17 protein-coding genes and 1 pseudogene are annotated in these 11904 nt (G+C 43.9%); 16 read left to right on the top strand and 2 right to left on the bottom strand.

Annotated elements, in window-relative coordinates:
- Positions 1–119: 119 nt before the first annotated feature.
- On the bottom strand, positions 120–1496 hold the full coding sequence (mgtE, locus tag AC3RCI_RS22335) for a magnesium transporter (protein WP_492471870.1): 1377 nt from the start codon (positions 1494–1496) through the stop codon (positions 120–122).
- Positions 1497–1687: 191 nt separating this feature from the next.
- Between mgtE and AC3RCI_RS22330 the strand changes: the two genes are divergently transcribed.
- Both AC3RCI_RS22330 and AC3RCI_RS22325 read left to right on the top strand, forming a co-directional pair.
- Positions 1688–2392: a DNA alkylation repair protein gene (locus tag AC3RCI_RS22330; RefSeq protein WP_492526485.1), complete on the top strand. Its 705-nt coding sequence runs from the start codon at positions 1688–1690 to the stop codon at positions 2390–2392.
- Positions 2393–2457: 65 nt separating this feature from the next.
- Entirely contained in the window at positions 2458–3012 is a 555-nt protein-coding gene (locus tag AC3RCI_RS22325; RefSeq protein ID WP_492526483.1) for a methylated-DNA--[protein]-cysteine S-methyltransferase, read from the top strand.
- Positions 3013–3050: 38 nt separating this feature from the next.
- Here the strand turns inward: AC3RCI_RS22325 and AC3RCI_RS22320 are convergent, their stop codons facing one another.
- Complete coding sequence (locus AC3RCI_RS22320) at positions 3051–3242, bottom strand: hypothetical protein (protein ID WP_492526481.1); 192 nt, start codon at positions 3240–3242, stop codon at positions 3051–3053.
- Between the two features lie 152 nt (positions 3243–3394).
- On the opposite strand from AC3RCI_RS22320, the gene AC3RCI_RS22315 reads away from it, so the two are divergent.
- The 14 genes and pseudogenes from AC3RCI_RS22315 to AC3RCI_RS22250 all read left to right on the top strand — a co-directional run bounded on the left by AC3RCI_RS22315 (position 3395) and on the right by AC3RCI_RS22250 (position 11855).
- Positions 3395–4618: an amidohydrolase gene (locus AC3RCI_RS22315; protein ID WP_492526479.1), complete on the top strand. Its 1224-nt coding sequence runs from the start codon at positions 3395–3397 to the stop codon at positions 4616–4618.
- Positions 4619–4850: 232 nt separating this feature from the next.
- Positions 4851–5306, top strand: a complete 456-nt coding sequence (locus AC3RCI_RS22310; protein ID WP_492526477.1) for a GNAT family N-acetyltransferase — start codon at positions 4851–4853, stop codon at positions 5304–5306.
- Between the two features lie 31 nt (positions 5307–5337).
- Positions 5338–5766 carry a GNAT family N-acetyltransferase gene (locus tag AC3RCI_RS22305; protein ID WP_492529981.1) on the top strand — a complete coding sequence of 143 codons (429 nt, stop codon included), beginning with the start codon at positions 5338–5340 and terminating at the stop codon, positions 5764–5766.
- Positions 5767–5822: 56 nt separating this feature from the next.
- Positions 5823–6266 (top strand): GNAT family N-acetyltransferase, encoded by a 444-nt coding sequence (locus AC3RCI_RS22300; RefSeq protein ID WP_492526475.1) that lies wholly within the window; start codon positions 5823–5825, stop codon positions 6264–6266.
- 90 nt (positions 6267–6356) lie between these two features.
- A complete protein-coding gene (locus AC3RCI_RS22295) occupies positions 6357–6800 on the top strand; it encodes an oxidoreductase (RefSeq protein ID WP_336780341.1) in 444 nt (147 codons plus the stop codon).
- Positions 6801–6978: 178 nt separating this feature from the next.
- The gene (locus AC3RCI_RS22290; protein ID WP_492471862.1) at positions 6979–7464 is read left to right on the top strand and encodes a DinB family protein; all 486 of its coding nucleotides are present in this window, start codon (positions 6979–6981) and stop codon (positions 7462–7464) included.
- Positions 7465–7485: 21 nt separating this feature from the next.
- Entirely contained in the window at positions 7486–7968 is a 483-nt protein-coding gene (locus AC3RCI_RS22285) for a GNAT family N-acetyltransferase (protein ID WP_492471861.1), read from the top strand.
- Positions 7969–8017: 49 nt separating this feature from the next.
- Positions 8018–8134: pseudogene (locus tag AC3RCI_RS22280) on the top strand (helicase HerA domain-containing protein); the annotation flags it as partial.
- 79 nt (positions 8135–8213) lie between these two features.
- Positions 8214–9155: a GNAT family N-acetyltransferase gene (locus tag AC3RCI_RS22275; RefSeq protein WP_492526473.1), complete on the top strand. Its 942-nt coding sequence runs from the start codon at positions 8214–8216 to the stop codon at positions 9153–9155.
- Between the two features lie 31 nt (positions 9156–9186).
- Positions 9187–9465: a DUF3977 family protein gene (locus tag AC3RCI_RS22270; RefSeq protein WP_492526471.1), complete on the top strand. Its 279-nt coding sequence runs from the start codon at positions 9187–9189 to the stop codon at positions 9463–9465.
- A gap of 113 nt (positions 9466–9578) precedes the next feature.
- Complete coding sequence (locus AC3RCI_RS22265) at positions 9579–10094, top strand: DinB family protein (protein WP_492529979.1); 516 nt, start codon at positions 9579–9581, stop codon at positions 10092–10094.
- 40 nt (positions 10095–10134) lie between these two features.
- The gene (locus AC3RCI_RS22260; RefSeq protein WP_492526469.1) at positions 10135–10617 is read left to right on the top strand and encodes a hypothetical protein; all 483 of its coding nucleotides are present in this window, start codon (positions 10135–10137) and stop codon (positions 10615–10617) included.
- Between the two features lie 230 nt (positions 10618–10847).
- Complete coding sequence (locus AC3RCI_RS22255; protein WP_336780821.1) at positions 10848–11270, top strand: DUF1801 domain-containing protein; 423 nt, start codon at positions 10848–10850, stop codon at positions 11268–11270.
- Between the two features lie 60 nt (positions 11271–11330).
- Positions 11331–11855, top strand: coding sequence for a DinB family protein (locus tag AC3RCI_RS22250; protein WP_492526467.1), 525 nt, complete (start codon positions 11331–11333; stop codon positions 11853–11855).
- Positions 11856–11904 lie beyond the last annotated feature (49 nt).

Raw genomic sequence — 11904 nt, 5'->3', positions numbered from 1 at the left:
ATCTTAAAGCTTGGATGTCACTTATGATTAGATGCACTGTTCATTCATTTGGAAAGGCATAAACAGACCCGCTATCCTTCATAGTGGGTCTGTTTTCCGTATGTCAGGCACAGCCGGTTTTACATGAGTGCATCCAGAAACCGGGTTGCGATCCCGAAGTAAATAAACAGCGACAATATATCGTTCAGCGTAGTGATCAAGGGTCCGGAGGCAACGGCGGGATCCACCTTGAAGCGACTCAGCAATAGGGGGATACATGTACCTGTTAGTGTACCGATAACGAGTGTGAAAAAGAGGGACACACCAATAATGGTGCCGAGCAGCCAGTCCCCCTGCCAGAAGTAGGCGATAACTGTAATCATGACTCCGCATACGAGTCCAATCAGGGTACCTACCTTGATTTCCCGGCCGATCAACGCCAGTACGGTGGACTTGTCGAGCTTGCGTCCAATGAGGCCGCGGACGACGACAGCCAGGGACTGTGTTCCCGTGTTCCCGGTCATACCGGCGATCATGGGCATGAAAAATGCGAGTGCAACCACCTGATTCAGCGTATCCTCGAAGAAGTCCACAATGCTGCCTGAGATGAGTCCGATGAATAGTAACAGGATAAGCCAGGGGAGCCTGCGTTTGACCGCCACGAGTGGTTTGGTATCAAAATCAATATCCTTGCCGCCGCCCCCCATCTTGGCAAGGTCTTCACTGGCTTCATGCATGATGATATCAATGACATCATCCATCTGAATGACACCACAGAGTCTGTGGTTCTCATCAACGACGGGTAAGGCGATAAATTCATAACGCTGCAGCAGCTGCGCAGCTTCTTCCTGGTCCATGTCCACAGTCGCATAAATGACGCGCTTGGTCATCAGCTCCTCTACCCGGGTCTTGTCACCCGCCTGAAGCAGGGATCGGTGACTGACCACTCCAACGAGTTTGCCTTCATCATCCGTAACGTACAGATAGCTCGTAGCCGGTATAGGCGGAGTGCCCTGGGATTCCCTTATCGCTTCCTTCGCTGTCTCATGCGCCAGAAGAGTACGGTAACGGTCGGTCATGATCCGGCCTGCCGTCTCCGGAGGATAGTTCAGCACGGAGCGGATAATGGCAGAATGGTCGAGATGCATGTTCGACAACAGATGTTCCCTGCGTTTGGCAGGCAAATCATGCAGGAACCGGATCAGATCACTCTTGTCCATCTGCTGCATGACCTCAAGCGTACGTTCAGGACCAAGCTGTTCGAACAGCTTAATCTGTTCGTGAAGCTTGAGCGATTCGGCCATATCGGCGAGAACATCTGGCTTGAACAGAAGCAGCAGCCGCTTCGTTTCCTGTTCGGGAAACTTTTTGTAGATGAGCGTAAGATCGTAAGGATGCAGCTCTTTTATCGCTTTATAAAATTCGGGGAGGTCTTGGGTTTGTACATATTGAACCAGCAGCGCGGTGATTTCTTCGATTGAATTATTCTTAGGCGATTGAGGTCCGTTCTTGTTCATATCAAGACTCCTTTCTAGAGGCGGGGCTCCGTATTTTTAAACGCAATGTAAGCGAGGTAAACAGCAAATTGGATGAGTGAAGCATGGACTGCGCTATTGAAATCTTGCTCAACCATTCGGAACGTGCTTACAAATAGGCGCTGCGGAGATATACTGGTTGTACAAGTAACTGATGAGGAGGACTTGCACGAGTGGAGAAAGAGATCAGAACACAGCTGCTCAGTCTGGCCGAACCGGAGTACCAAAAATTCTCGGCTGCATTGATTCCCAATATTACGAATCTGATGGGTGTTCGATTGCCTGCGATACGAAAGATGGCGAAAAAGATCGCTGCAGGGGACTGGCGTGCATACCTGGAGACGGCTGACGATGACTATTTCGAAGAAGTGATGCTGCAGGCCATGGTTATTGGTCATGTCCAGGCGGATCTGGATGAATGGCTGGAGCATGTCGCCGCTTTTGTTCCCAAGATTGATAACTGGTCGATATGTGACAGCTTCTGCGCCGGATTGAAATATACGAGGGTGCATGCAGAATCCGTGTGGAATTTCCTACAGCCTTATCTGAAGTCGGATCAGGAGTACGAGATACGTTTTGGCGTGGTCATGCTGTTGAACTTTTATCTGGATGAGACATACATTGATCGGGTTCTGGTCTCATTGGATCAGATTAAACATGAAGCGTACTACGTCAAAATGGCGGTAGCGTGGGCAATATCGATGGCCTATGTGAAGCAGCCAGAAGTGACGATGCCATATTTGAAAAACAATACGCTCGATGATTTTACCTACAATAAAGCTCTGCAGAAAATAACGGAGTCTTATCGCGTGGATCCGGAGACCAAGCAGATGATTCGCGGCATGAAGCGGAAGACCAAGAGATCTATTCGTGTTTAGCCGCGGAGCCTTCTTTATATAGAAAGAAACGAAATGAAATACTCCATAGGGAGGAGAGTGGACACATGCGAAAAAAGATCATATGGTCTGCCTTGGAGCTGGACGGCAGTCCGTGGGTGTTGATTGCTACGGAACTTGGGATCTGCCGTATTGTCATGCCGAATGAAACGTTGGAGGACTGGAGCAGCTGGATTACCCGGATTGCCCCGGGAGCAGAGCTGGTAGAAGATGAACAAGCCATTAAGGGGACAGGCATGGTGGACTGGCTGCAAGCTTACTTTGCAGGGGAACAAATTCGTTATACGGATGAGATTCCACTTGATCTGATTGGCACAGCATTCCAGCAGCAGGTGTGGAAAGAGCTGGGGCGTGTCCCTTATGGTGAAGTTCGCACATACGGCGAGATTGCCGGTGCAATCGGCAGACCTACGGCGGTTCGTGCAGTTGGGGCGGCGAACGGGGCGAATCCCATTCCCCTTCTGTTACCATGTCACCGCATTATCGGTGCCAACCGCAAGCTCACCGGATTCCGCGGAGGCTTGGAGTTGAAGCGCAGACTGCTAGACTTAGAGCGGATTGAAGGCGTGACTAATGGCGGGCATGAGCGGTTTCATTTTTGAAGAGCGGTGATTTAGGAGGGTGGATAGGGTGCAGGCACTTAGTTGTGCCTGTTTTTGCGTTCTCTGATTATCGTTTCGAGCGTCTGTGGAGTAACTAGAACAAGTAGGAGGATTACCGCGTACGAACCCCAATGTACTTCTGAAAGGGACATCCCGGTTACCGTATAGTACAGCAGCATGAAAAGCGTAATTGCGATTGCGCTTACAAGGATATGAAGCCATTTGTTCATGTTGAGGGCACACCTTTCCGCTAGTCAGATCCAAACGATCATCGTATGGAACACCAACGTTTTACATATTTTTGCCTCGTTCACCCCTATGGTACCATAGAGCACAGATGATCGATACCGTGCACGGCACACTTCTTGGAAAGAGGGATGACATGTTAAATCAGGCATATTGGTTGACCAACGTAACGTTGGAGCAAGGTTATGTTACGGAAGAGGGCCAGGTAACGGGAACACAGACGAAGAAGGCCCATCTCCGGGTGGAGAACGGAATCATTACTGAGATTAAGGATGAGGGAGCGGAACTTCAGACGGATCTGCCTCAATATGATGGTATTGGGCATCTGCTGCTGCCTTCATTCGAAGAAGCACATATTCACCTGGATAAAACGTATTATGATGGACCTTGGCAAGCCGTAAGAAGCATATCGAGCATTTTCGAACGGATTGAAGAAGAGAAGGCGCTGCTGCCCAAGCTGCTGCCGGATGCGAAACGTCAAGCGGAGAGTATCCTGCACCTGATTCAGGGCTATGGATCCACTCATGTACGCAGCCATTGCAACATTGAGCCCGTCAGCGGATTGAAACGGCTTGAGGCCACCAGACACGCACTGGAAACTTTCTCAGGCAAACTCTCCTCGGAGATTGTGGCATTTCCGCAGCATGGGCTGCTTCGCTCCAATTCGGTGAAGTTAATGGGCCAAGCCATGCAAGAAGGCGCTACGATCGTAGGTGGACTTGATCCGCATACGGTGGACGAGCATATCGAGAAATCGCTGCATGCCATGGTAGATCTGGCTGTGCAGCATCAGGCGGGGATTGATATCCATCTACATGATCGCAACGAGCCGGGCAAGCAAACGCTGCAGCGACTCGCTGATCTGACGGAAGAGGCAGGGCTTCAAGGGAAGGTTACGGTGAGTCATGCATTTTGGTTCGCTCAAGCGGAGCCGCAGGAGGCAGAGGATATGGCGAAGCGTATGGCCTCTCTCGGCATGAGCGTGGCTTCAACGGTACCCATCGGCAAAATGGTTATGCCCCTTCCGATGCTGCATCGCGTGGGGGTCAACGTGAAGCTGGCCACAGACAGCCTGACCGATCATTGGTCACCTTTTGGCAGCGGGGATCAACTGGAGAAAGCAGGGCGCTTCGCCGAATTGTATGGATACAATGATGAACGTTCGTTGTCCCAATCTCTTGGATTCATCACGGGTGGAGTTACACCGCTGAATTCGGAAGGGAAACAAGTCTGGCCTAAAGTAGGCGATGAGGCGAGCTTTGTATTGGTTCAGGCAAGCTGCTCGGCGGAAGCCGTTGCCCGTAAATCTGCCCGGCAGGCGGTTTGGTACAAGGGGCAAATGGTGAGTGGAACTGTATAGGGGAAATGCAGAAATCATGTGAAGCCACGGGAAACCGTGGTTTTTTTGTGAAGTTAAAAGAAGATACACCTCAAAGGAGAGAGGAATAATTTATTCGCATATACCATGATTTGGGTTATGATGGATTTAGTTTTCCAGATGTATATGTGTTGGATAAATTGTAGGAAAGGTCCGTGCAAGTATTTATATGAATTATAGTAAGACGATGATAAATGATTAAGGGGAGGCCCTCATGTCAGTAGAGAACGTCACACTAAGGTTGATAACGAAAGAAAACGAATTGGAATGCATGAACCTTAAACCACGGGATGAGCAAATGAACCTAGTGGCTACGAATTCGGACTCGCTCATTCATGCAATCAAGGAGACCACTTCCAAGCCATACGGAATCTACGCGGAGGATCAGATGGTGGGTTTCATTCTATTTGACAATGAAATCTATAGTGACGGGTATTACTGGATTTTGCGATTTATGATTGATGAGAGATACCAAGGAAAAGGTTATGCCAAACAAGCGATAAGAGAAGTAATCAACAAACTAAAAAGCAGAGCTGATTGCCAACAGATCAGAGTGTCTCATGTACCGCATAACGTTGTGGCTAACACGCTATATAAAGCTTCTGGATTCCTGGACACAGGCGAAATTGAAGACAATGGAGACATTATATTGAGTTATCAGCTGAATTAATTATGTTTAGAAAATAAGGAGCGTGAGCGTGATGATCAGGGAAGCAGAGCCAAGAGATGCGCAGGCTATTGAACGTTTGTACAAAGAATTATTGCCAAACAACTTGAACACAAAAGTGCTGGGAGAACGGATTGAGGAGATCCAATATAATCCCAACAGTTTCTTGCTCGTGTGTGAAATTGATCAAAAGGTCATTGGTACAGCGCACTTACATATTTGTCTGGATGCTCTAGTAGAGGATAGACCGTTTGGAGTAGTCGAACGAGTCATTGTTACAGAGCATGTTCAGAGCAAGGGATACGGTTCAGCACTAATGAAGCATATCGAAAATATATGTATACAGAAAAATTGTGTGAAAATGTTTCTAACCAGTGGAGCATCCCGAAGCGAGGCCCATCATTTTTATGAAAAACTAGGGTTCGATGGAGAGTCAAGCAAAGCATTTAAGAAATACCTATAGATGAACGAACCAAGTGAACAAACAAATCTAATCGAATGGAATGAGGTTATAGAGCGATGAGTAGCTCAAAGCAAGATGTTGATTTGCAGATTGTGTATGAAGAGCATGAGGAAGACTACAAAGCCATTTGTGATCGTTTATATAACTACAATGTAAGAGAAACGAAAGGGTTGTTAAAAAAGCCAGGAGAAAGTATCCATCTATTTCTGAGGGATATGGAAGGCCGGGCTGTAGGTGGAATCTTCTGTGCTACATACTGTGAGACGTTATATATTGATAACTTTTGGATCGACGAGGAATATAGAAATCAGGGGAGTGGGAAGTCTCTCCTTTTGCAGGCGGAAAGCATAGCCTCAAGTATGGGATGCAAACTTGCTCACACCAGCACGTTTTCCTATCAGGCTCCAGAGTTCTATCAGAAGATGGGCTATGAAGTGTTTGGAGTCATTGATGAATATCCAGAGGGCATAGCTCAGTATTTTCTGAAGAAAAGGCTGTAGATTTTTGGAAACGTAATAACTATTACGTATGGAAGAGCGTTATTTTATTTATAAGTTATCAGCAGGATAAACAACAAGGAGAATCTAGTAATGACTACAATAAATGTTTTAGAAACTCAACCTTCCAGTCGGTATGATGAATTAGATCCATCTCAGGATGGGAATAAAAACACAACATTCGCAGATCTCATTATCGATGGAAAGTCTTTATATCAGATGCTTAAGAGGCACGATCTGGTACCAGCTCTGGGATGGGGAAGTGAGGAAAATCAAAGACAAATGATTCAATACCTTTTGTTAAAGGAACCCCATGAGTATCTGTATTATAGATATCCCATTTTAGTATGCCCTTGGTGCGGAGACGAAGAGTGTGGTTATATCTCTGTGAAAGTGGATCGGGAAGAGGATGTAGTTATTTGGAAGGACTTTATTCTGGAGCACAAGAACCAACCATTAAACGTGGGTCCATTTTATTTTATGTGGGAAAACTATGAGAGATCTATTCAGGGTACTCTTGGTATGGGTGAGCAATAATGTGTACAATTCAAGCTCGGATTACCTAGACGTCGCTTAACATTTTCGATTTAATACTAATAGGCCTGGCATAGGTCAGTCTTAATCAATGAATAAAAGCAAGGATGGATTAGTTTTTTGAACAGAGTTCGATCTTAAAGTAAGGTGAACAAAATCACTTATAGGGAGCGATATAATCATGGCTAAAACTACGGATGAAATGATTGAGGAATTCAAGTCGTTTACTTCTTATGTGAGAGAGTTGGAGAGTCTATCTGAGCAGGTTTGGAATACGCCAATAGCTGAAGGCAAATGGACTTTGAAGGACGTTATCACGCATATGATGCTGTGGGATCAATATTTTTATGAGGAAGCTATCTATAAAATCAAACAGGGCGAACCATTGACCGTAAAGCATCTGAACTTTGACGAATTTAATGCAAATGCGATGGAATACTCAAAGACCAGATCGAAGAAGACCATTGTTGAAGAATTTATAGAAAAACGAATGAACATTATCCATGACATTACGGGATTGAACGAAGAAGAATATACACGAGAATATAAGGATGGAGACAAAAAGAAATTCAGTATTAAAAAGTATGTAAGGGCATTCATCTCGCATGATAAACATCATAAAAAACAGATTGAAGCCTTTAAGAAGACGCTACACATAGCTAAGTAAAGGTGAGGTGGTAACCACGATATGAATTATGAATTAATTCAAGCATCCAAGGAACATAAGGGTATCATACAAAATCTCATGCAATTCTATATTTATGACTTCTCTGAATTTATCCATTGTGATGTGGAGGGTGATGGTCTATTTAAGCCATATCCCTATTTGGAAGACTATTGGATCGAAGTGGATCATCGATTTCCATATGTCATCAAACAAGAGCATAACTATATTGGTTTTGTGTTAGTGAGATGCATAGAATCAGAAGAGAGAAAATACTTCTCCATTGCGGAGTTTTTTATTATGAAGAAATACAGGAAAGAAGGCATAGGCACAGCGGTAGCTAAACAACTATTTGATATGCATAAGGGGCACTGGGAAGTACACCAGCTTGAAAATAATGTGCCCGCACAGCGCTTTTGGAATAAGGTTATACACGAGTACACACAAGGAAACTTCTCAGATCGAGTTGAGGACGGGAAAAGGATACAAGAATTTATAATGAGTTAAATAGTTGAATGATAAAGACTTTTAAAAGACAAGGGCGAGAAAAATTAAGATGGTTTACAAGAGAATCCATATTATTGGTTCCACAGGCAGTGGGAAAACCTATTTGGCCAGAGCACTGTCCAGCCGACTAAATATTCCATATTACGAATTGGACAAAGTGATGTGGAGCAGCTCCGTTGAATTTGCCGGAAGTGAATAGTAATAAGAAAGTGCTCTCTATGAAGATATTCAAGGGGGAATAACGAATGCAGGTAGCTGAATGGTCTGAAAACATGGAAACGTATGATATATCCAGCGAATATTCTATTCGTAAGGCTGACCCGGAAGAGTGGGGAATATATTGCTCGGTTTATTACAATATGCGCTTTGTTGGTTTTTTTCGAGAAGAGCGGTTCAGTGCTAACCGAAATAATGCGTATTGGATCTACCAGGGAGAATCGAAAATTGGTGGGGTACGGATGGCACCCAATACTATATATCATTTATTTTTTATTCCACCGTTCAATCAATCATTTGAGGTACTGAAGCTACTGAAAAAGATCCTGGTCAGCTGGTCTGATCGAACCCAAGCCATTAAAGCTTTTGAAATTCTTCCGGATCAGGTTCATTTATTTGCCAAAGCCGGATTTTGGCCAGTGGAGTTCAGATGCCGCTGGATGCAGCGTCCCACTGAAAAATTCGATGTGACATGGGACGACGATCTGATCATCCAGAGTCCTCAAATTATTGAAGATGAAACAGGTACCAAGCGATTTACAAATGAAAATGAAATAGCTCATTGCGACTTCGCAAGCTTTGTAGGAGGTTTTGAGGCGTTAAGACGAAATCAGTCTTCCTTTGAACAGTTCATACCTGATGAAGATCCGTCTCTAACCAATGAGGTGCTCACGGAAGCATCTACACTTGTGTATGACAGAAGTACGGGAGAGCTTGTCGCCAATTGCAGGATTTGTTTACAGGACACGGAGGCAGCAGTATACAGTATTGGTGTCATCCCATCGCATAGAGGAAGAGGGATTGCTACATACATGCTGCAGAGAGCTTTGACAATCCTGAAAGGAAAATATCCCATCCTACGGTTGTATGTCATGGAAGGAAACGATGCGGAATCCGTGTATTATAACCTCGGGTTTATTCCTGGGGTACAAGAGGTACAACAGATGATTATTCCTGCGGAATCAAATTAAAGTGAAAAGGTCTTAAGAAAAGGAGCATGCTGTGAAAAAGTTCAGAGAGATCGGATATGGAAACCATTGGTTCATCCGAACGGAATTCGAACACGAAGACGGTACGGAAAGTGAGGTCAAGGGATTTACTAGACCTTTCCGTCTTAGGTCAGTGTACGTTAGAGTATGGATCGGAAAAAAGGTAATGATCATCGATACAAAAGAGGGAATTAAATTTATGAATAAAAAGGTGAAGAAGGTAAAAATCATTCTTGGCTTTTTTTGGATATTAATTGGAAAATATTGCACAGGAAGCTTAAACCCTGATTAATGGACACGGGCCGTGACCGAGCCGAATTATATTGCAGAGATTTTGAGGATGCTGTGAACTTTATCATGAGCCAAGTCGTACATACCTAAGGTGGAGGGAATTAAATCATGAACATGGATAACATTTATCTGATAAGTGACATACCAGGTTATTCTCCTCAGATTAGTCGCTTGATTTCAATGATGAACTATGCCAGATATACAACGATTAAAGAAGTCAAAGATCTATCCATCGATCAACTGGATTTTTTGCTGGATTCGGAAAGTAACTCGATTGGAGCATTGCTGCTGCACTTTGCGGGGGTTGAATACGCTTATCAGGTGGCGACGTTTGAGAATCGGCAGCTGAACGAAGAGGAATTATTGGAATGGGGCCCGGCCCTTCAATTAGGTAAGGAAGGACAGGAAAAGATCAAAGGCAATGATATCACCTTTTATTTTACGAAAATGGACCAAGTAAGGATGAGAACACTTCAGTTATTTCAGACGGTAGGTGACGACTGGTTGAATAAGGAAGAGGAGTTTTGGTATAACAAACCGGCCAATTATTATTTTATGTGGTTTCATGTTTTCGAGGATGAGATCAATCACCGGGGCCAAATCAGAATGATCAGAAAGAGAACTTCGTGACGCTTAAGGTGGCGAAGTTTTTTAATAGAGAGGGGAATCAATGAAGACCAAGAATATCATTATTGTTGTTTCCATCGTATTCAATATCATCTTGATCACGTACGTTTTTTGGAGAGAAAATCACTTGAGGGAAATCCATTCGGGTTTATCGTTTGGTCTTCAGGGCGATTTGGTGCAATTGGAGAGTACAATTGATTATCAAATGAATAATAAGTGGAACGACGAAAATATGGTTCTTGAGAAGATTGAGGATATTACAGAAGGTATCAACCAACTAATGGTTACAGGCAAAGATGCTGGAATGATTACGGAATCGCAAGAAAATGACTTGTGGGCATTTTATAGATATTTTGCTAAATTCCCCACATTCACAGGATTTCCAAATACCAAATTGGACAATGATGAAATTAGCAAGCTAATCCAATTAAGAAATGATCTAAGGTCGGCGGGTTGGGGAACAAATGTAGGATATAGTAGTGACTGGGAGAGTTTTTCAATGAAAGTAAAAGATTTAACGAATTAATTATCTGCTGCACTCATTAACAGTTATATTACGATAATTCATTTTGGGGGATTCCATTGCTCTATCTCATTATAGTCGTTGTTATTGGTTTTGCAGGCATAATTAGTAATCAATACGCAGGGTTGAGGAGAATGGAATCGTTACAAAAATCATTGGATGAACTGAATCATCAGCTGCGAGAAGTTGGACAGATCCAGTCTGCCAATCAGGTTGAAAAGGAGTGAATCATGATGTACAAGCAAAAAACAAAAGAGACAGACAATAGTGTTATTGAGTTTATTGAGAGCGTGGATCATCCAAAGAAACGTGAGGATGCTTATACGTTGCTGGATATTTTTGCTGAGACAACGGGCTATGAAGCCAAAATGTGGGGACCAAGCATTATTGGATTTGGTTCGTATCATTATAAATATGATTCCGGGCACGAAGGTGATGCCCCACTGGTGGGTTTTTCGCCCCGTAAGGCCAAAATTAGTTTATACTTTGCAACTGGCGATACAGAACGAGAGTCACTTTTAAAGGACCTGGGGAAACACACGACGGGAAAAGCATGCGTGTATATTAATAAAGTCGAAGACATTCATGTGGATATTTTGAAAGCTCTGATAAACCAGTCGGTTAAGTTCTTACAAGAGACCTACCCGAATCCGTAGTTATATTTCATGGTATGACCTACAATATGCTGCTATGAACAAGGCAAGGAGGAAAAAAATATGCTGCATGACCTGCAAAGCCAAGCCAATATGTCACCTGTAGTTGGGATGCTATATTCAGCAGTGAGAGAGAATAGCCAGCGACTTCAAACCATTACAGAAGGAATGTCACAGGAGGAAGTAGACTACAAGGGACCCGATCATAACCTCAACAGTACGGCTCAGTTAATAAAACATATCCTATACGTTGATCTAAACTGGGTTTACAGGATCAAGGGAATACCGCTGCCCCAGTCATTGATAGAACAATATGGCCCGATGATCGATGAAAACCACAACCTTCCGATGGTGAGTGGAGTGTCAAGGGACACGCTTATCTCTCAATATGAGGGAGTAATAACTGATCTGAAAGAGACATGTGAGCAATTAACAGATGCTGATTTGGACCGTGTTGTTACTTTTGGACATGACCATGAAAAACAAGCCACACTACGCTGGGGAATATGGCATATGGCTGACCATAATCGTTACCATCAAGCTCATATTAATCAACTAAGAAAGTGGTTTAAGGGGAAGGGTAATTAAATGCACGAATGAACAATAAACACACGATAATGAGTAACAAAAGGCGATA

This window comes from Paenibacillus sp. MT124 (assembly GCF_058792755.1).
The sequence above is the reverse complement of the archived record's forward strand: the minus strand, read 5'-3'. Positions and strand labels throughout refer to the sequence as shown.